The organism is Commensalibacter papalotli (ex Servin-Garciduenas et al. 2014) (assembly GCF_000527695.1).
Taxonomy (GTDB): Bacteria; Pseudomonadota; Alphaproteobacteria; order Acetobacterales; family Acetobacteraceae; genus Commensalibacter; species Commensalibacter papalotli.
This window is the reverse complement of sequence record NZ_ATSX01000002.1, coordinates 160,073-180,159: the sequence shown is the minus strand read 5'-3', so window position 1 is coordinate 180,159 and position 20,087 is coordinate 160,073. Positions and strand designations below refer to the sequence as shown.

Genomic DNA, 20,087 nt, shown 5'->3' with positions numbered 1-20,087 from the left:
TCATCTTTAATTAATTGAAAATAAGTCATGTGGATTATCAAGGTTAAAAGAGGGAATATCGATATTCATTATATTTCCTGTATGATCTGAAATCGTATAATAACCTTTTACAATATTTGAGGGTGTATCCAAGGTTATACAAGATGTATAATCGCATGCTTCACCAGCATTGAGCTTAGCATCATCATTTTCAATGATTTTGGTATCAATGGTTGTAATACGGCTGTTGGTTTTAATAATGTCCCAATGTTGTCTTGTGATAGAAATTGGGGTAACATTATGGTTTTCGATACGAACATGATAACCCCAACTAAATATATTTCTTCTGGGAAAGGAATATTCCTCTAACCAAAAAGGATAAATAGCAATATAAATATGATGCGTGCTTGCTTCAAACACGTCATATTCTTGAAATAGATCTTGGTATTGCTCTTTATTAGTTTGGGCAATTGATGAAAAAAGTAAACGTGGTATATGATAATTCATTGCAGATAGATTTATTTTATGAGGGTGATAACGCAGCAACGGCATCAAGGCCTCGTTGCAAATCTTCGATAATGTCTTGAACGTCTTCTATACCTACAGAAAAACGAATAGATCCATCAGTAATCCCTAAATGTAGACGTTCCTTCTCCCCAATTTTCATATGGGTTGTCGTAGCAGGATGGGTCATAATACAACGGTTATCACCAAGATTATTGGAAATTAAAATTAGTTCCAAAGCATTCATAAATGTAAAAGCAGCTTTTTTCCCTCCTTTAATTTCAAAACCAATCATGGTGCTGGATGCAGACATTTGTTTTTGACCTAGCTCATAATGAGGGTGCGATTTTAATCCAGGATATAATACACGAGAAATTAAAGGAGATTTTTCGAGAAACTCTGAACAAGCTTGTGCATTTTGCGTCATTTTTTCAACGCGTAAAGGCAAGGTTTCCAATCCTTTGAATAATACCCATGCATTAAATGGAGACAGGCTAATACCAGTATTTCTGACAAAAGGAGTGATATTATCTTCAATAGTTTCTTTGTTGCCTAATACAGCCCCTCCTAAAACACGTCCTTGACCATCAATATGCTTTGTACAAGAATAAACAACAATATCAGCCCCCCATTGCAAAGGGTGTTGATATAAAGGAGTTGCAAAGACATTATCAACAATTAGCTTTCCGCCAGCTTTATGAGTTAAATCTGCAATAGCTTTGATATCTAAAATATCTAACATTGGGTTAGATGGTGTTTCAATTAAAACTGCAGCAGTTGGTTTGCTTAGTGCTTCTTGCCACTGGTCTAATTTTGTTCCATCAACAAAAACGGTTTCGATACCTAATTTTGGTAATAGATTTTCAACAATCCAATAACTTGATCCAAATAAAGCACGTGATGCAACAACGCGGTCACCAGTTTTTATCAAAGGCATGAGGCTGGCATAAATAGCACTCATTCCTGTAGAGGTCAGCACACAGGCTTCTGCATTTTCTAGTATTGATAGGCGATTTTGCAAAGAGGTTAGATTTGGATTATTGAAACGGCTATATTGATATCGATCCTCTTCACCAGTAAAGGTTCGTTCTGCTTGTTCTGCACTATCGTAAATAAAGCCAGAAGTTAAAAAAACAGCATCACTGGTTTCATCAAAAGAAGTTCTTTCAACCCCACCATGTATTAATTGTGTGGCGGGTCTATATGTTTTGGCGCGTTTCATAAAATTATCCCTTATAAATATTTTTAGGTAAAATAGAGGAGAAAATAATAAAGATAAAAGATCTTTTTTAATACATATATTTGTTTTGATTGATTTTTAATGAGATAGCAAGAAAAAATATCAAACTTGTATTTTCAATAAAAGGGTTTACTGATTAATAAGAATATATTCTACAGATTGAATATAGTGCGAATACTCATCATTTGTTTGCGCTGGCGATAATATCATATTGTTTTATCTTAAAAGGATTAACTCACCTAATTTACAAATATTTGAGTTAAATGAAAATCTATAATTATTATAAGTATGCTTATTAATAAATTTTATTAGCCAGATTTAATAATCTATACTGTTATAATAAAACTATCACAGTATAGATTATCTATAAAAATTATTCTACTTCTAACAAAGCTTGTCTTAAGGCATGTTGCCAGCCTTTAAGTTTTTTTACTCTTTCTTCTTCTTGCATATGAGATCTAAAGCTTGCACCTTGTCTCCAATGATGTTGAATGTCAGAAAGATTTGTCCAAATACCACTGGCCATTCCCGCTAAGTAAGCCGCCCCGATAGCAGTTGTTTCGATATAAGATGGGCGCTCAACAGTAATATTCATAATATTGGCAAGAAATTGACAGAACCAATCATTGGCAGACATTCCGCCATCAACACGTATGGTAAGAATATCTTTGCCACTATCTTTTTTCATTGCTTCGGATAGATCATAAGTTTGATAAGCAATAGATTCTAACGCAGCCCTTGCAAGATGCGCAGCGGTTGCATTAAGAGTTAATCCTGTAATTATAGCCCTAGCATCAGGTGCCCAATGAGGTGCTCCTAATCCTACAAAAGCAGGAACCATATAAACTTGGTGGTTATCGTTCACTTGGGTTGCCATATCGTGCGTTTGAGAGGCATGGGTTATTAATCCCAGTCCATCGCGTAGCCATTTAATTGCAGCACCTGCAACAAAGATAGATCCTTCTAGTGCGTATGTTGGTTTACCATTCAAGCGATAAGCTGTGGTAGTTAACATACGGTTTTTAGAGATCACCATTTGATCACCCGTATTAAGCAACATAAAACAACCCGTACCATAGGTAGCTTTGGTCATACCAGGTTCAAAACAAGCTTGCCCAATTAACGCAGCTTGTTGATCACCTGCCATTCCCATAATAGGAATGGGATGTCCAAATAAATTAACATCTGTAACTCCAAATAAGGTACTATTATCTTTAACTTCAGGTAAAAGTGATTCTGGAATATTAAATAATTTTAAAAGCTCTTCATCCCAAGATTGTGTTTTAATATTAAATAATAGGGTTCTGCTGGCATTGGTTGCATCGGTTGCATGTACTTTACCACCAGTTAATCGCCACAAAAGAAAACTATCAATCGTTCCAAAGGCTAATTCTCCACGTTGTGCTGCTGCTCTGGCACCTTTAACATTGTCTAAAAGCCAAGCTAGTTTAGTTGCAGAGAAATAAGGATCAAGTAAAAGCCCTGTTTTATCATGAACCGTTTTTTCTGCTCCGTCTGCTTTTAATTTTTGACAAAACGCAGAAGTACGACGATCTTGCCATACAATGGCGTTATAAAGAGGTTTACCTGTGATTTTGTCCCATAAAACGACGGTTTCACGTTGATTAGTAATGCCAATAGCAGCAATAGAACCAAGGTCTTGATCAAGCTTTGCTTCTGTTAATGCTGATTTAATTGTATAAACAGCATCATTCCAAATATCTTCAGGATTATGTTCTACCCATCCCAGTTCTGGATAATGTTGGGCGAACTCTCGCCTACTTATAGAAATAGATTCCCCTTTATGGTTAAAAATTATGCAACGTGTAGAAGTCGTTCCTTGATCTAGGGCAATAATATATTGAGTTTTACTCATGGTTTTTTATGTCCATTTCACTATCAGAGAATATTGTTTATAAAGGGCGAGGTAAAAAGGGTCTGATTAAAAATTGATAGGCTCCTCCTCCAAGAACACCTCCAATTAATGGGGCAAAAACGGGAACCCACCAATAGTTGGTTACTCCAGGAAATGCAGATGATCCCCAACCCCCTAAATAAATGAAAATCCTGGGACCTAAATCGCGGGCTGGGTTAATAGCCCATCCTTCTAAATATCCAGCAGAAGCACCAATGACAGCAACAACAAGACCAATCATAAAAGCACCACTATTTGCCTGAGGGGCAACAGTATTATAGCTTTCAGTAATTGCAAAAATACTGAAAACTAAAAAAGCAGTTAAAAGAACTTCGTTAGAAAAAGCATGCCAAGTAGTAATAGATAATCCAGGAGATGTAACGAAAACACCAGCTGCACCACCCATCATGCGGGTTAGTTGGTGTACTTCGTTATAATGATCAATCACAGAGTAATATAAGCAATAGACTAGGATAGCTCCACAAAAACCACCAAAGATTTGCGCCACACAATAAGCAGGCACTTTTTTCCAAGAGAAACCTCTATATAACGCCAAGGCTAAAGTTACTGCTGGATTGGCATGGGTCCCACTGACGCTTCCTGTTGCGTAAATTGCAAAGGTCACAGACAAACCCCACGTAATAGCCACCCCCCAATAGGCATGTTGGTAAGGGCTGGGATCATATAAAATTAACATTGCCGCTGCAGAGCAACCAATAAAGATAATGATGGCAACGGCAATTGCCTCAGCAATTAGCTCACCAACAAATTGTTTTTTAGAAGACATGGGTTAAAGACTTTCTAGCATCAAGAAAAACCTATTGGAGTTTTTCTTTCAAATAATTTTGCAATGTTTGTGTTTCATCTTTGGAAAAATACAAACCGAGTTTTGTTCTTCTCCATAGAATGTCTTCGACAGTTGTAGTCCATTCTTGCTCAATTAAATAATCAACTTCACGTTGGGTTAACCCATGTCCAAAATCAGCTCCCAAATCTTCTTTATTAGTTGCTTTATTTAAGACTTCAAAAACCTCTGTTCCATAAGCACGAGCCATCCGTTTGGCTGTCATTTCGTCTAAAAAGGGAACATGTTTACGGAAATTTATAAAAAATAAATTAAAATCACCATTAGTGATATGCCCACCAGGTAGAGGCTCTGATCCAGTCCATGATTGGCGGTTATATTGGAAGAAAGGAGCCAGTTGCTCCATACTATGTTCTGCTAAGCGTCTGTATGTCGTAATCTTTCCACCAAATATAGAAAGAAGGGGTGCTTTACCCACTGCTTGGTTTAAATCAAGATGGTAATCTCTGGTTACGGCTGATGCGTTGCTAGACGCATCATCATACAATGGTCTGACCCCAGAATAATCCCAAATAACATCGTCTGGAGTGATATTTTTTGTAAAATAATTATTAATAGATTCACACAAATATTGGGTCTCATCTTGATCAATATTAGGGAGTGCATTAGGCGACTTATCCCACGAAACATCCGTTGTTCCAACAAGTGTGAATTCATCATGATAAGGAATAGCAAACACAATACGCTTATCTGCGTTTTGCAGAATATAGGCTTGTGGTCCATCAAAGAGTTTCTTAACAACTATATGACTGCCTTTAACCAGCCTGACATTCATAGAACTTTGGACTTGCAGATCTTGTAGAATATCTGCAACCCAGGGGCCAGCAGCATTTACAATAGCTTTAGCTTGAACAGTTGATTGGGTTTGCGTTTTATTATCCTGTAAGGTTGCTGCCCATAAATCTTGTGTTCGTTGAGCTTTTAATAATGTCGTTTGTGTTCGAACGTCAGCCCCTTTATCACGAGCCCCTTTGGCATTCAAAACGACGAGACGGCTATCATCAACAGCACAATCTGAATAGGTAAATCCTTTTTGGATATCATTGCGCAAAGGTTGTCCATAAGGGGATTTTTGTAATGAAATTTGTTGGGCATTAGGAAGCTTTGGATGGCATGCTAAATGATCATATAAGAATAAACCTGCACGGATCATCCATGCTGGGCGTACAGCATTACGATGTGGCAGAACAAATTTCAAAGGATGAATTATATGAGGTGCAAGGTTAAGTAAACGTTCTCGTTCCTGTAAAGATTCTCTGACCAGTTTGAACTCATAATATTCCAAGTAGCGTAACCCACCATGGATTAGTTTTGTGCTGGCAGAGGATGTGTGTTGGGCAAGGTCGTCTTTTTCAACCAGCAACACTTTTAATCCCCGACCTGCAGCATCTCTGGCAATTCCAGTACCATTGACGCCACCGCCAATAATTAACAGATCATAAGGCGTTTGAGCAGACATTCAAATCTCCTAGTTATCATAGTATGGATTATTAAATATTTTTATTTTTGAATTTTAAAAATGATTAAATTAATAGTGATACGTTGTGAATAGATCATAAAGTCTTTATGAATTAAATGTAAAGATCATAGATTTACATAAAAAATCAAGAGTTAAAAAAATCTATAAATCACAAGGATAAAGCTTCTTTTTATTGATAAAAAACAATTATCACAAATACTTTACCTAGAGTTAACAAGACTATCCATCTCATCGGTCACCACAACATAAATAGCATCCTCTTAAACAGCAATATCATCGGGTCAACGCTGGCAAAATTACTTTACTTATTGGCAATAATCTTATGAATACTGTTCAACTCATAAGCAAATTCTTTCTCACCTAAAACCTTAACGATTTTAGTTAAGGTATTTCATGGTGATTTACCAAAGATTAAACGAGCGTTATATAGGCTTGAGATTAGTGTAAGAATGATATTAAAGAGAAGAATGCCTTAAATATTTATTGATCTTGTTTTAAAACACTACCCGCTAAATACAAACTACCACATATTAAAATACGCACAGGGGATGTTGCCTGTTTTTTAATAACAGATAATGCTTCCTCAACAGTTCCCCCAGAGATTGCATAATTATCAGACGCTTTGATAATCTCAGTAATGGGCATGGCTAAATGTTGATCGGGTTCCATAACCGCTTGAATCGAAGCACTTAACGGAATTAAAGGGGCGAGATATTCACGGACATTTTTATTGTCTTTCATGCCCACAATTAAGTGTAATGGCTTGTCTTGCCATTTCTTCTGAATCATTTGTGCAAGAACTTGCCCTGCATCAGGGTTATGTCCACCATCAAGCCAAATTTCACAGTCTGAAGGAACTAAATTGATTAATTGACCATAAAGTCTTTGTAATCTTGCTGGCCAGACAGCCTTGGCAATTCCTTGATAAGCATGATCGGGGATCGGTAATTGGCTGGTTCTTAAAGCTGTAATTGCAAGCCCTGCATTTCTGAATTGATGTTCCCCCAAAAGGCTGGGCAAGGGAAGCTCTAGTTCTCCTTTAGCATCTTTGTAAAAGAGCTTGGTTTCAGTAGGAATGATTGACCAATCTTGATTCTTAATTAAACAAGGGGCGTTTAACGATTGAGCAACCTCTTTAATAACGCGTAGGGCCTCTGGCTTTTGTTGATCAACAATAACAGGGATATTTTCTTTAATAATTCCAGCCTTTTCATGAGCAATTTTTGCCAAATTATCACCCAGGAAAGCTTCATGATCCATTGATATAGAGGTGATAATACTAATCATAGGGGTTATTACATTGGTCGCATCAAAACGCCCACCAAGGCCAACCTCAATGATTGCTAGATCAGCACGGTTCTTAGAAAATAAGACAAAGGCGGCTGCGGTTAAAACCTCAAAAACAGTAATTGGTTGTTGGTTATTAACACGTTCAATTTCCATTAAAACTTCAGATAGTTCATTTTCACTGACGAGTTCTCCCGCAATACGAAATCGTTCAGTGACATCAACAAGATGAGGGGACGTTGAAACATGAACCTTTAAACCGGCCTCTTCTCCTATAGCTCGAAGGAACGCACAAGTGCTTCCTTTACCATTCGTACCAGCCACATGAATGATTGGTGGCATTTTTTGCTGAGGATTACCCAAATCATTTAATAATCTTTTTAATCGATCCAAAGAAAGATCAATTAATGCTGGATATAATGTATTCAGGCGTTCCAAAATTTGACCAGAACGACCTGAAAATTCGGTTAGAATAGAAGAGGATGAGGAAGACATAAAATTATGCTACTTGTTCAGAATTTTCAGTTTTTTTTGATAATAAGCGTATAATTTTTGCCAAAGTAGGGCGCAACTCTTTTCTGTTGGCGACAATGTCGATCATCCCATGAGCCAACAAATATTCAGAACGTTGAAAACCTTCTGGCAATTTTTCATGCACAGTGTTTTCAATAACCCGAGGGCCTGCAAAACCAATTAAGGCATTAGGTTCCGCAATATGAATATCACCCAGCATTGCAAAAGAGGCTGTAACACCACCAGTGGTAGGGTCTGTGAAAACTACAATAAACGGGATTTGCGCTTCTTTTAATAGTTCAACGGCAATAACAGTTCTGGGCATTTGCATAAGACTTAACATGCCCTCTTGCATTCTGGCGCCACCAGAAGCAGTATAAACGATCAAAGGTATCTTTTGTAATAAAGCTAAACGTGCCGCTGCGATAAAACCTTCACCAAAAGCGGCCCCCATAGTGCCTGCCATAAACTCAAAAGCCATAACAGCAATAACGGCTTTTTCACCTTCGATGGTCCCATGAGCAACAGCAATAGATTCATCAAGTTGAGATTTGGTTTTATTTTCTTTTAAACGATCTGCATATTTCTTTTTATCTCTGAATAATAAAGGATCAACAGGCGCTTTGGGTAACTCAATACGCGTGTAAGATTCATGATCAAAGGTCCATTCAAAGCGTTGCGCAACAGAAGCACGCATATGATGGCCGCAATGAGGGCAAATATTAAGATTTTTTTCCAAATCTTTGATTAATAACATCTGACTGCAAGAATCACAGTTCTTCCAGATATTGTCAGGAACATCTTTTTTAAGAAGCCCTTGGATTTTTGGGCGGACATATTCGGTAAGCCAACTCATGAGGTAAACCTTTTAATTTCGTAAATACTTAAATAATCTATCAGAATTTATTGTTTAAGAACACTATGTGCACCATCAGCAAGGCATTTTGTATGTTCAATTACTTTTGTAACTGTATCTTGAGTTGCGTGATTATGACTGTCTAAAGTGGATTCAAGTGTTTTTAAAAGCGCAGAACCAACCACTGCTCCGTCAGCAATTTTCGCTGCATTCGCCGTATGTTCTGGGGTATTTAACCCAAAACCAATCACAATAGGTAAATCAGAAGCAGCTTTAATCATTGGAATTGCTTTTTCCAAACTTTCGTTTGTTGCTGTACTTGTTCCTGTTGTTCCTGTAATGCTGACATAATAAATAAAACCAGAAGCTTCTTTTAATATAGTCGTAAGACGATCAGCAGAAGTTGTTGGAGCAACTAAGTAAATAATATCTATTTGATTTTTAATTGCATAAGGTTTGATATTTTCGATTTCTTCAGGAGGCATATCGACGATTATTAACCCATCAACACCTGCTTTGGCAGCATCTTGGCAGAATTTTTCATACCCATAATATTCAATAGGATTTGTATATCCCATTAAAATAAGTGGGGTATGTTGATTTTCCATTCTGAACTCTGTGACCATTTGCAACGTTTTTTTCATTGTTGCACCAGCTTTTAATGCACGAATGGCGGCTTTTTGTACGGCTGAACCATCAGCCATCGGATCACTGAATGGCATACCAATTTCAATGATATCTGCCCCAGCCTTGGGCATTGCCTTTAAAAGCGATAAAGAGGTTTGATAGTCAGGATCATGTGCCTCAAGATAAGGGATAAAAGCACCACATTTTTTTTGTTTTAATGTGGCAAAACATTTTGAAATACGGCTCACAATTCCACCTTTAAGTATTTAGCGACACTATCAATATCTTTATCTCCACGCCCAGAGAGATTGACAATGATGATTTCTTCTTTGTCCATTGTTGGAGCGATTTTTAAGGCATGTGCCAAAGCATGTGCGCTTTCAAGTGCAGGAATAATCCCTTCTTTTGTCGTGCATGTTTGGAATGCTTGGACGGCTTCGTCGTCATTAATGGCAACATATTCAACGCGTTTGATATCATTTAACCATGAATGCTCAGGGCCAACACCAGGGTAATCGAGCCCGGCACTAATGCTATAAGGTTCAATAATTTGACCATCTTCATCTTGTAGTAGGTAAGTACGATTGCCATGTAAAACACCAGGAAAACCACGTTCAATGGAGGCAGCAGTCTCACCACTATCAAGTCCCATACCACCAGCTTCTACACCGATTAATGCAACAGAAGAATCATCAAGGAAAGGATGAAAAATACCCATAGCGTTAGAACCACCACCAATGGCAGCAATAATCTTATGAGGAAGTTTACCTTCAGCGTCCATGATTTGTGCTTTGGTTTCTTTACCGATAATACATTGGAAATCACGTACCATTGCAGGATAAGGATGAGGGCCAGCAACGGTTCCCATCAAATAATAACTGTTATGAACATTGGTTACCCAATCACGCATACCTTCATTAATAGCATCTTTAAGTGTGCCATTGCCTGAGGTTACAGGAACAACTTTAGCCCCTAATAATTTCATACGAAAAACATTGGGTTTTTGGCGCTCAATATCAACAGCACCCATATAAACAACGCATTCCATACCAAAAAGCGCACAAACAGTGGCTGTGGCCACACCATGTTGTCCAGCACCTGTTTCAGCAATGATACGAGTTTTCCCCATGCGTCGAGCCAACAGGATCTGTCCCATCACATTATTAATTTTATGAGCGCCTGTATGATTTAAATCTTCACGTTTTAAATAGATTTTGGCACCTTGTCCAAGATCAGTTAGTCTTTGAGCAAGCCATAAGGGGCTGGGGCGTCCGACATAGTCTTTTAAATAATAATTTAATTCTTTATGAAATTCTGGATCTTTTTGAATTTCATCATACGCCTGTTGTAATTCAAGAATTAAAGGCATTAATGTTTCTGAAACAAAAACACCACCAAAAACGCCAAAGCGACCATTTTCATCAGGTCCTTGACGCAAGCTATTTAAAGGCAGGTCAGATGCAGGCCTCACGTTTGTCTCCTAAAAGGTAACCTAAAATTATTAAGATAAATAAAGTATATAAGTATAATATATCATTAAACACAAAGTTAGTCTAAATTATATGAATAGCAAGTCTAAATGACTGTAAAAGATCTATGTTCGTCAGTTGAGAGAGAGATTGATAAAAGTGCTTGACACTTGAAAAAAATAAAAGTATTTTTTAACCAATTTAGATAGTCATATCTAGACCCTGCCTCGTATGGAATTATGTATTTTTACTTTTAATAATTTATTCAAAATAAAAATCACCGTTCATTCAATCCAATATTAATGGTGTTTGATCGATATTTCCTTTTTCATTCATGATTTTCTATAATTAGAGCCATCTATGCAACTTGCCGACCTTAAGGCTCAGTCTCCAGCAGAACTTCTTGCGTATGCGGAAAGTTTAGAGATTGAGAATGCATCTTCACTGCGCAAACAGGATATGATGTTTGCGATCCTCAAAAAATTCGCGGAAAATAATCAAGCAATTTACGGAGAAGGCACATTAGAAATCCGTCCTGATGGCTTTGGATATTTACGCTCTTCCGAGTCTAATTACTTGCCTGGTCCTGATGATATTTATGTATCTCCTGCCCAGATAAGACGTTTTAGCCTCAGAACTGGTGATACGGTTTCAGGAGAAATTCGTGCACCCAAAGAAGGGGAACGTTATTTTTCTTTATTAAAAGTAGATTCCATTAATTTCCAAGATCCAGAAGCTGTCCGCCATCGGATTAACTTTGATGATTTAACGCCATTATTTCCTAATGAGCGATTGAAAATGGAAATCCCTGCGCTGATGGAAGGTAAAAATCCAAACAAAGATTTTACCCATCGAGTGATCGATTTGGTTACCCCTATCGGCAAGGGACAACGTGCATTGGTTGTTGCACCTCCCAGAACGGGTAAAACCGTCATGTTGCAAAATATCGCAACAGCAATTGCAACCAATCATCCAGAAGCTGTTTTAATCGTATTGTTGATTGATGAGCGTCCAGAAGAAGTCACAGATATGATTCGTTCTGTCAAAGGTGAAGTGGTTTCTTCGACGTTTGATGAACCAGCCAATCGGCACGTTCAAGTGGCCGAAATGGTGTTGGAAAAAGCCAAGCGCTTGGTCGAGCATAAACGCGATGTGGTGATTTTATTAGATTCGATTACTCGTTTAGCACGTGCTTATAACACTGTTGTTCCTTCATCTGGTAAAGTGTTAACAGGTGGTGTTGATGCCAATGCGTTGCAACGCCCAAAACGTTTTTTTGGTGCTGCGCGTAATATCGAAGAAGGTGGTTCTTTAACTATTATTGCAACAGCTTTGATCGATACAGGAAGCCGTATGGACGAAGTGATCTTTGAAGAGTTCAAAGGGACAGGTAATGCCGAATTAATCTTGGATCGTAAATTGGCGGATAAACGTACGTTCCCTGCGATTGATATTACCAAGAGTGGTACTCGTAAGGAAGAATTACTCGTCGATCGTGCGAGTCTTTCTAAGATATGGGTATTACGTCGTATTCTTGCCCCAATGGGAACGATGGATGCGATGGACTTCTTGCTCGATAAGTTGAAATATAGCAAGAATAACCAAGATTTTTTTGATGCGATGAATACTTAATTCATACTTATTTTTTCAAAAGCCAGTATTTAACTAGATACTGGCTTTTTTTTGCTAGGATATTTACTATTTTACCGTTTAGGTAAATCGTTATAAGCCTTAATCAGACCCTTGTAATCTATGCAATGGAGAAATCTGTTTCGAATTTTTATATTCGCTAGCATTCTGGTTATATTAAATTAATTTTTGAAAAGTTGTTCCATATTTAACAGATATTGTTTGGTCTCAATGCCTTCTCCACCGGAATAACCACCTAGACTGCTTTTTCCAATCACTCTGTGACAAGGAATGATGATGGGAATAGGATTGGCTCCATTGGCTCCACCAATAGAGCGAGGGCTACCTCCTGTAATGTGTACAAGATCTTGGTAAGAGCGCGTTTCGCCATAAGGAATGGTTTGTAAAGCCTCCCAAACTTTTAATTGGTAATTTGTGCCAAAAGGGCGAATAGGCAAATTAAATTGTTTTAATTTACCATCAAAATAGGCATCAAACTGCTTTTTCGCTTCGATTAGCAATGGTGTTTCTTCTTGTAGACTCCCCCATCCCCAATCGACAGAAACGATAAAGCCATTATCTTCGGCAATGCTGAGTTCTCCTGTGGGAGAATGAAAAGATATTTGAGACATAAGTGTGATTTTTCTTTACATGGAAAATTAAATTAAAATAACTCTCTGGTAATATAAATTATTATTAAAAGGCTTGAAAAGAAATTATTTGATGTGTTTTTGGGTAGATAGTGTTTTTAATACTTGGCAGGCTTGTTCATTGTTTAATGAGCAAGCATCTTCAAGATAATTTTTGGCAATTTTGTTGTTTTTTTTCACGCCTAATCCCTGTTGATACATTGTTCCAAGAAGGTGTTGAGTCTCTGCGCTTTGTGATCGTAGTAAATATTTTAATGAATTTTCTAAAATATTTCTGGCTTTATGGTAATCGCGAGGTACATATGTTCCGTTTATGTATAATTGAGCTAGAAATACTGAAGGAAATCCTTTGGATAAATGGCTAGTAAGCTCTAAATAATATTTGTTATATATTTCTAGTTCTTTTACTCCTTGTTGTATCTCGCTTTGAGAGTGATGTAGGTGAATAGCAATGATCCCTGATAGACTACTAATAGTTTTATATAAAGGTTCATCTTCTATCCATGCATCACATATTATATTGATATTTTTCTCTTTTGACATTTTTTCAGTATATTGATAACAAGCTTTTTCCTGCAGATCTAACAGGGTATGATATTGATCTAATAAGATTTGGGCTTTTTTATAATTATTAATAGTCTTTGTATTCTGTATGAGAAAAATGATGTAATCAAATAGCTTGGAAGGGCGATTATTTTTTTTAAATTTTTTAAAATAATCCTGTGCTTTTTTCTCATCTTGTGGCACACCTTGCCCATGAGCGTATAGTGTCATAAGTGTTATTAAAGAGTCTGAATTTTCTTGTTCTGCTGCTTTATTAAGAAGGGGGATCGCTAAGGGAATACTACCTTGGTTGATATATTTATTTGCTAAAATATTTAATATATCTGGATTGTTATTGGGAATCTTTGCATATTCTATCTTTTTTTCGGGACTATGTTCAATAGCGGAAGCATTGGGTAAAAAGTAGCTAAGAATTGTACAGACTATCATAAGTTTATATTTAAATTGCATTTTATTAACCCTAAATTGCAACAGTTTGCAGTTCAAAATATCAGTATAATAAATCAATTGTTTTTGATGAATAATTAAGTACAATATATACTTAAATGTGAGTATAAGTTTTTTCTGCTTGTTAGATCATTAAAAATATATAAATACTCTGGAAAAATACTTTCTTTTTGATATAAAGAAAGGTTACTTTACTATAAAGTAATTGTAAAATTTCAAATAACTCTCTGGTCAAATCGTTATTCATGAATATACCCCTTTCAAACTCTACAATTTTTGCTTTGGCAACGGCTTCTGGTCGCGGTGCTGTTGCGATTATGCGCATTAGTGGCCCTCAAACATTATCTATTTTGGAAAAACTCTGTCATAGCGTGCCAAAAGTAAGACAAGCCTCTGTTCGACAGTTGTGGAGAAGAGGTGATAAAGATGAGTTGTTGGATCAGGCACTGGCTATTTGGTTTAAGGGGCCGAATAGTTATACGGGTGAAGATAGTGCAGAGCTTCATTTGCATGCTGGCCCAGCGGTGATTGACGCAGTTGCTGATGCATTGGTAGCTTATGGGGCAAGACCTGCACAGGCAGGTGAGTTTAGTAAGCGTGCTTTTTTAAATGGTAAGGTGGATTTATTGCAGGCAGAAGGGATCTCTGATCTTGTGGAGGCAGAGACTCAAGCGCAACGACGACAAGCTCTTGAGCAAACAGAGGGTGGATTAAGTGTTGTTTATCAAGGATGGGCGCAAAAGCTACGTGAAGTTCTGGCTTTTCAGGAAGCATTGATTGATTTTCCAGATGAGGATTTGCCTGAAGAAGTAGAGCAAAATTTAAAAAGCACGATTGAAACATTATACGAAGAAATGAAAGCGCATCTTGATGATGCAGGTCGTGGTGAGCGTTTGCGTCGTGGATTAGTGTTTGCGATATTAGGTGCGCCAAATGCTGGCAAGTCAAGTTTGTTAAATCTATTGGCTGATCGTGATGCGGCGATTGTAACCGAGCAAGCAGGAACAACGCGTGATGCAATTGAAGTGAGAGTTGTATTGGGGGATGTGCCTGTTACATTGGTAGATACGGCAGGCTTGCGTGAAACAGAAGATTTAATCGAAGCGGAGGGAATTCGGCGTGCCCAAAAAATTGGTCGTGAAGCAGATTGTGTTTTATGTTTAACAGATGCTTCTATTGATGTGTTGGAGCCAGAGGTTAAATGTGATTTTTGGATTAGAACCAAAAAAGACATAGATGTTTCACGTGAAACATTGGATCGAAATGATAACAAAATTTTATTTATTAGTGTTAAAACCGGCAAAGGTATTGATCACTTAAAACAAGTCTTAGCTGAAAAGGCCAAGTTTTTAACAGCAAGGCAGGGGCCACCACCTTTAACAAGGGTGCGGCATCGTTTGGGGATAGAGGAGTGTGTTCAACATCTGGAAGAAGCTCAACGACTTGATTGGCCAGAATTAAGAGGTGAAGAATTAAGGCTTGCGATGCAAAGTTTGGGTAGATTAACAGGCACGATTGGTGTAGAGGATTTGTTGGATACAATTTTTAGTCAATTCTGTATTGGGAAATAAGAGTTGATTGATAAAATAATGAAAATGAGCAAAAGATAATGGTTAATGTAAAATATGATGTCATTGTTGTTGGTGGTGGTCATGCTGGCAGTGAGGCTGCGGCAGCTTCTGCACGAATGGGGGCAAAAACATTACTGTTAACACATTATCAGCATACTGTTGGGACGATGTCTTGTAATCCAGCGATAGGTGGTATTGGAAAGGGGCACTTGGTGCGTGAAATTGATGCCATGGATGGTATTATGGCGCAAGCAGCAGACCGTGCAGGCATTCATTTTAAACTCCTAAATCGATCCAAAGGCCCAGCAGTACATGGACCACGAGCACAGGCAGATCGTATTTTATATCGTCAGGCGATACAAGATTTATTAGCTGCCACACCCAATTTAACGATTGCCGAAGGGGCTGTTGCTGATCTTCGTGTTGGGCCAGGAAATTGTGTTGAAGGGGTTATTTGTGAAGATGGTAGAGAATTTATTTCTGGTGCTGTTGTCTTAACAACAGGAACCTTTTTACGTGGTGTCATTCATATTGGTGAAAAAAGCAGCCCCGCTGGGCGTGTAGGTGAAGCCCCTGCAACATTATTGGGTGCACGTTTGGAAGCTTTAGGGTTGAGAATGGGGCGTTTAAAAACAGGGACACCACCTCGTTTATTAAGATCCAGCATTGATATGGAAAGTTTAGCTGAAGATAAAGGAGATGAAGAACCAGAATTCTTTAGTCGATTTACTTCAAAAGCATATAACCCAATGGTATCTTGTCGTATCACAGCGACTACCCCAGAAACGCATCAAATTATTCAAGACAATATTCATCGCTCAGCAATGTATGGTGGATCAATCACTGGCAAAGGGCCTCGTTATTGTCCTTCTATTGAGGATAAAATTGTTCGTTTTGCTGGACGTGATCGTCACCAATTATTCTTAGAACCAGAGGGACTTCCTCATCATGAGGGGGGGGATCTCATTTACCCTAATGGCATTTCAACAAGTTTAGCTGAAGAGATCCAAGAAAGAATGGTTCATTCTATTCCCGGATTGGAAAAGGCTGTAATTGTGCGCCCTGGATATGCGGTTGAGTATGATTTTATTGACCCACGTTCGTTAAATCCAACATTAGAGCTTCCTGTGTTTCCAGGTCTGTTTTTGGCTGGGCAAATTAATGGCACAACTGGGTATGAAGAGGCTGCGGCTCAAGGGTTATTAGCAGGACTAAATGCGGCATTACATGCAAGTGGTTCTAATAAAATTACGATTGATCGCAGTCAAGCTTATATTGGGGTAATGATTGATGATTTGACCACTCAAGGGGTTACCGAACCCTATCGTATGTTTACATCCCGTGCAGAATATCGCTTAACATTGCGTGCGGATAATGCAGCAGTCAGGTTAACACCAATGGGGGGAAAGTTGGGTTGCGTTGGTGCTGAACGTTTAGCATTATATCGTCAAGATCAAAATTATATTCAACAAGCGGTCGAACGTGCTAGGGAAGAGAAATTTTTACCTAAAACTTTATTACAACAAGGGTTAACGGTTTCTCCCGATGGGCGCTGGCGTTCTTTTTTTGAAGTGCTCTCTTTGATACCTTCACAAGAATCTGTTTCTCAGCTAGCTCCTTGGTTTGTAGAGCTTCCTAAAAATATTCAAGATTATGTTCGAACAGAAGCACGTTATGATGGGTATTTGGTCAGACAAGCCAGAGAAATACGACAATTAGATCAAGAAGCAAAAATTACTTTTCCACCCAACTTAGATTATAAACAAATTGGTGGATTAAGTCGTGAAATGCAAGAACGTTTAGAGGCAGTAAGACCAGTCAGTTTTAGTGCAGCCCAACGTATTCCAGGGGTAACACCTTCGGCTTTGATGGCAATTTTGGCGCATATTCGTAGTTTAGATGGGGTATCAAAATATGCAGCCAAAGAATGAAGACGCTGATTTGTTGAAAAATGTTTCACGTGAAACAAAAGAAAAATTAGAATTATACGTTTCATTGTTACAGCAATGGAATACAAAGATAAATCTGGTTTCAAAGCAAACTGTTGATCAAGTTTGGGATCGTCATATTTTGGATAGTTTGCAGTTAGCAAGTTTTATCGAACCATCAGTGGGATCTATTGCTGATTTTGGTACTGGGGGTGGCTTTCCTGGATTGGTGTTGGCAATTGTTACAGGAATACCGATAACGCTAATTGAATCGGATATACGTAAAACTGTCTTTTTGCGTGAAGTTGCCAGACAAACGCAATTAAACGTAAATATATTATGCAAACGGATAGAGCAGGTGGATATTCCCCCTGTAGATTTAATTACAGCAAGAGCCTTGGCCTCTTTAGAAATATTGCTTTCTTTTTCTGAATATAGGGTAAAAAGAAATGGATATTGTTTATTTCTGAAAGGTCGACAGGTTGATGATGAAATTGCAGAAGCACAGCAAAATTGGGAATTTGATTATCTGAAAATTCCTAGCAAGACAAGCTCCGATGGGGTTATAGTAAAAATCAATCAATTTAGACATATTGTGTAAGAAGTATGACCGAGAAAAATATAAAACTAAAAACACCACATATTTTAGCGATTGCCAATCAAAAAGGTGGGGTTGGAAAAACAACAACCGCAATTAATTTGGCAACAGCATTGGCAGAAAAGAAAAAGGTTCTATTGATTGATTTGGATTCTCAGGGCAACAGTTCAACAGCGTTAGGTATTGATTATAATGATCGTGCTGTTGGTACGTATAACCTGCTCATTGATGGTGCTGTAAGTGAAGGTATGATTAAACAAGGAATTGTTCCTAATTTATCATTAATTACGGCCGATGGGAATCTGGCTGGTGCAGAGTTGGAATTGATTGATGTTGAAAGTCGTGAATTCCGCTTGAAAAATGCATTGGCAACATTACCTCAACATTACGATTATATTTTAATTGACTGTCCACCCAGTTTGGGGATGTTAACGTTAAATGCTTTGGTCGCGGCTAATGGGCTGATCGTGCCATTACAATGTGAATTTTTGGCGTTAGAGGGGATCAGTCATCTTGTTAAAACGGTTACAAGAGTGCAAAAATCTCTAAATCCTGAATTAGATATCAGAGCAATTGTTTTAACCATGTATGATAAGCGTAATAAGCTTTCTGAATTAGTTGCTGAGGATACAAAAGCATTCTTTGGGGAAAAAGTCTGTAAAACGGTTATTCCCAGAAATATTCGCATTTCAGAAGCCCAAAGTTATGGTAAGCCAATTATGTTGTACGATCGTAGGTCAGCAGGAGCTGTGGCTTATATAAATCTTGCCAAAGAATTAATGCGTCGCTTCAAATAAAAAAATAAAAGGTAAGAGTTATTATGGCTGGCAAAAAAAATCATGAAAAGGCACGTTTAGGCAGAGGTCTTGCTGCTTTGTTAGGAAATGCGGTTGAGGATAAAATACACACATCTATACCTCACGAGATAACACAACAAAGTAATGCAGTTTCTTTGTTAAATCTACCAATTGAATTTGTAGAACCAGGACCTTTTCAACCACGTCAAGTGATGATGCCAGAGTCTTTACAGGAACTTGCAGATTCCATTAAACATCATGGAATATTGCAGCCTTTATTGGTAAGAGAAAAGCCAGGTCATAAAGGGCACTATCAAATTATTGCTGGGGAACGTCGTTGGCGTGCTGCTCAACTAGCTACTATTCATGAAGTGCCAGTGCGCGTTTGTGAGCTTAGCGACAGTGATGCGATGGCAGCAGCATTGGTAGAAAATCTGCAACGCGCAGATTTAAATATCATTGAAGAGGCTGAAGGATTTGCAAGGTTATTAGAAGAATTTGAGCTCACCCAAGAAGATTTAGCAGCTGCGGTAGGGAAATCACGTCCTCATATTGCTAATACTATTCGTTTATTACAGCTTCCTGCAGAAGTGAGGGTTTATTTAAAAGAAGGAAAAATAAGTGCTGGTCATGCACGTGCACTATTAATGCATCCTAATCCAGTTGCTGCTGCAAAAGAAGTCATTTCGCGTGGTTTAACCGTTCGACAAACAGAAGAGTTAGTTAAAAGAGATCTGGAAAAAAAGCCAAAGAAACATAAAGAGCATGAGCCTTTGGATTCAGAGCTTAAATTATTAGAAAAGGACTTGCGTAGTAAGCTTGGCTTGAACGTACAGATTAAATTTGATGGTAAAGGGGGAACTGTTCAAATTTATTATAAATCTTTGGAACAGTTTGATGAGTTGTTGAGCTTACTCAAAAAATAAATGGTAAGATAAAACATATCTTTTATGTATTCATGATAATTAACTGATTGATTTTGATTGCAATATAAAAGGTTAATCTCTTTTCAAGAAAAGCTCTTATCTGAATTGATAAAGTTTTTAATAATTATGTAAATATTTTACATGTTATTATAAATAAAGGAAATTTATTGTATAAAATGTCTATGTGTAAGATAGATTAATTTTGTATGATGTTAAATAAAAATAAATAAACTGTTTATTAG

At 37.7% G+C, this 20,087-nt stretch carries 17 protein-coding genes; 6 read left to right on the top strand and 11 right to left on the bottom strand.

Going from position 1 to position 20,087, the window contains the following annotated elements; translation table 11 throughout:
* Positions 1–6: 6 nt before the first annotated feature.
* The 9 genes from COMX_RS07865 to trpB all read right to left on the bottom strand — a co-directional run bounded on the left by COMX_RS07865 (position 7) and on the right by trpB (position 10,737).
* Entirely contained in the window at positions 7–531 is a 525-nt protein-coding gene (locus tag COMX_RS07865; RefSeq protein ID WP_034339658.1) for an ApaG domain-containing protein, read from the bottom strand.
* Positions 503–1,705, bottom strand: a complete 1,203-nt coding sequence (gene metZ / locus COMX_RS07860) for an O-succinylhomoserine sulfhydrylase (protein ID WP_034339655.1) — start codon at positions 1,703–1,705, stop codon at positions 503–505. The genes COMX_RS07865 and metZ overlap by 29 nt, the downstream gene beginning before the upstream one ends.
* A gap of 391 nt (positions 1,706–2,096) precedes the next feature.
* A complete protein-coding gene (glpK, locus tag COMX_RS07855) occupies positions 2,097–3,599 on the bottom strand; it encodes a glycerol kinase GlpK (protein ID WP_034339651.1) in 1,503 nt (500 codons plus the stop codon).
* 37 nt (positions 3,600–3,636) lie between these two features.
* Positions 3,637–4,425, bottom strand: coding sequence for an MIP/aquaporin family protein (locus COMX_RS07850; RefSeq protein ID WP_034339649.1), 789 nt, complete (start codon positions 4,423–4,425; stop codon positions 3,637–3,639).
* Between the two features lie 31 nt (positions 4,426–4,456).
* On the bottom strand, positions 4,457–5,962 hold the full coding sequence (gene glpD, locus COMX_RS07845; RefSeq protein ID WP_034339646.1) for a glycerol-3-phosphate dehydrogenase: 1,506 nt from the start codon (positions 5,960–5,962) through the stop codon (positions 4,457–4,459).
* Between the two features lie 501 nt (positions 5,963–6,463).
* Positions 6,464–7,765: a bifunctional folylpolyglutamate synthase/dihydrofolate synthase gene (locus tag COMX_RS07840; RefSeq protein WP_034339643.1), complete on the bottom strand. Its 1,302-nt coding sequence runs from the start codon at positions 7,763–7,765 to the stop codon at positions 6,464–6,466.
* A 4-nt stretch (positions 7,766–7,769) separates the two neighbouring features.
* Entirely contained in the window at positions 7,770–8,639 is an 870-nt protein-coding gene (gene accD / locus COMX_RS07835) for an acetyl-CoA carboxylase, carboxyltransferase subunit beta (RefSeq protein ID WP_034339640.1), read from the bottom strand.
* Between the two features lie 47 nt (positions 8,640–8,686).
* Positions 8,687–9,514, bottom strand: a complete 828-nt coding sequence (gene trpA / locus COMX_RS07830; RefSeq protein ID WP_034339636.1) for a tryptophan synthase subunit alpha — start codon at positions 9,512–9,514, stop codon at positions 8,687–8,689.
* Positions 9,511–10,737, bottom strand: coding sequence for a tryptophan synthase subunit beta (gene trpB / locus COMX_RS07825; RefSeq protein ID WP_034339633.1), 1,227 nt, complete (start codon positions 10,735–10,737; stop codon positions 9,511–9,513). The genes trpA and trpB overlap by 4 nt, the downstream gene beginning before the upstream one ends.
* Positions 10,738–11,095: 358 nt before the next feature.
* On the opposite strand from trpB, the gene rho reads away from it, so the two are divergent.
* Entirely contained in the window at positions 11,096–12,367 is a 1,272-nt protein-coding gene (gene rho / locus COMX_RS07820; RefSeq protein WP_034339630.1) for a transcription termination factor Rho, read from the top strand.
* Between the two features lie 179 nt (positions 12,368–12,546).
* Here rho and COMX_RS07815 read toward each other — a convergent pair whose 3' ends face one another.
* Together COMX_RS07815 and COMX_RS07810 are read right to left on the bottom strand one after the other, a co-directional pair.
* On the bottom strand, positions 12,547–12,996 hold the full coding sequence (locus COMX_RS07815; protein WP_051462020.1) for a methylated-DNA--[protein]-cysteine S-methyltransferase: 450 nt from the start codon (positions 12,994–12,996) through the stop codon (positions 12,547–12,549).
* Between the two features lie 84 nt (positions 12,997–13,080).
* Positions 13,081–14,028: a tetratricopeptide repeat protein gene (locus COMX_RS07810; RefSeq protein WP_034339623.1), complete on the bottom strand. Its 948-nt coding sequence runs from the start codon at positions 14,026–14,028 to the stop codon at positions 13,081–13,083.
* Positions 14,029–14,276: 248 nt separating this feature from the next.
* Here COMX_RS07810 and mnmE point away from each other — a divergent pair, with 248 nt between their 5' ends.
* From mnmE to COMX_RS07785, 5 genes are read left to right on the top strand one after another with little or no spacing between them, the layout of a single operon-like run.
* Positions 14,277–15,596, top strand: a complete 1,320-nt coding sequence (gene mnmE, locus COMX_RS07805) for a tRNA uridine-5-carboxymethylaminomethyl(34) synthesis GTPase MnmE (RefSeq protein WP_371827978.1) — start codon at positions 14,277–14,279, stop codon at positions 15,594–15,596.
* Between the two features lie 38 nt (positions 15,597–15,634).
* Positions 15,635–17,527, top strand: coding sequence for a tRNA uridine-5-carboxymethylaminomethyl(34) synthesis enzyme MnmG (mnmG, locus tag COMX_RS07800; protein ID WP_034339617.1), 1,893 nt, complete (start codon positions 15,635–15,637; stop codon positions 17,525–17,527).
* On the top strand, positions 17,511–18,125 hold the full coding sequence (gene rsmG, locus COMX_RS07795; protein WP_051462019.1) for a 16S rRNA (guanine(527)-N(7))-methyltransferase RsmG: 615 nt from the start codon (positions 17,511–17,513) through the stop codon (positions 18,123–18,125). The genes mnmG and rsmG overlap by 17 nt, the downstream gene beginning before the upstream one ends.
* Before the next feature lie 5 nt (positions 18,126–18,130).
* Positions 18,131–18,919 (top strand): ParA family protein, encoded by a 789-nt coding sequence (locus tag COMX_RS07790; protein WP_034339614.1) that lies wholly within the window; start codon positions 18,131–18,133, stop codon positions 18,917–18,919.
* A 23-nt stretch (positions 18,920–18,942) separates the two neighbouring features.
* Positions 18,943–19,845: a ParB/RepB/Spo0J family partition protein gene (locus COMX_RS07785; protein ID WP_034339611.1), complete on the top strand. Its 903-nt coding sequence runs from the start codon at positions 18,943–18,945 to the stop codon at positions 19,843–19,845.
* Positions 19,846–20,087 lie beyond the last annotated feature (242 nt).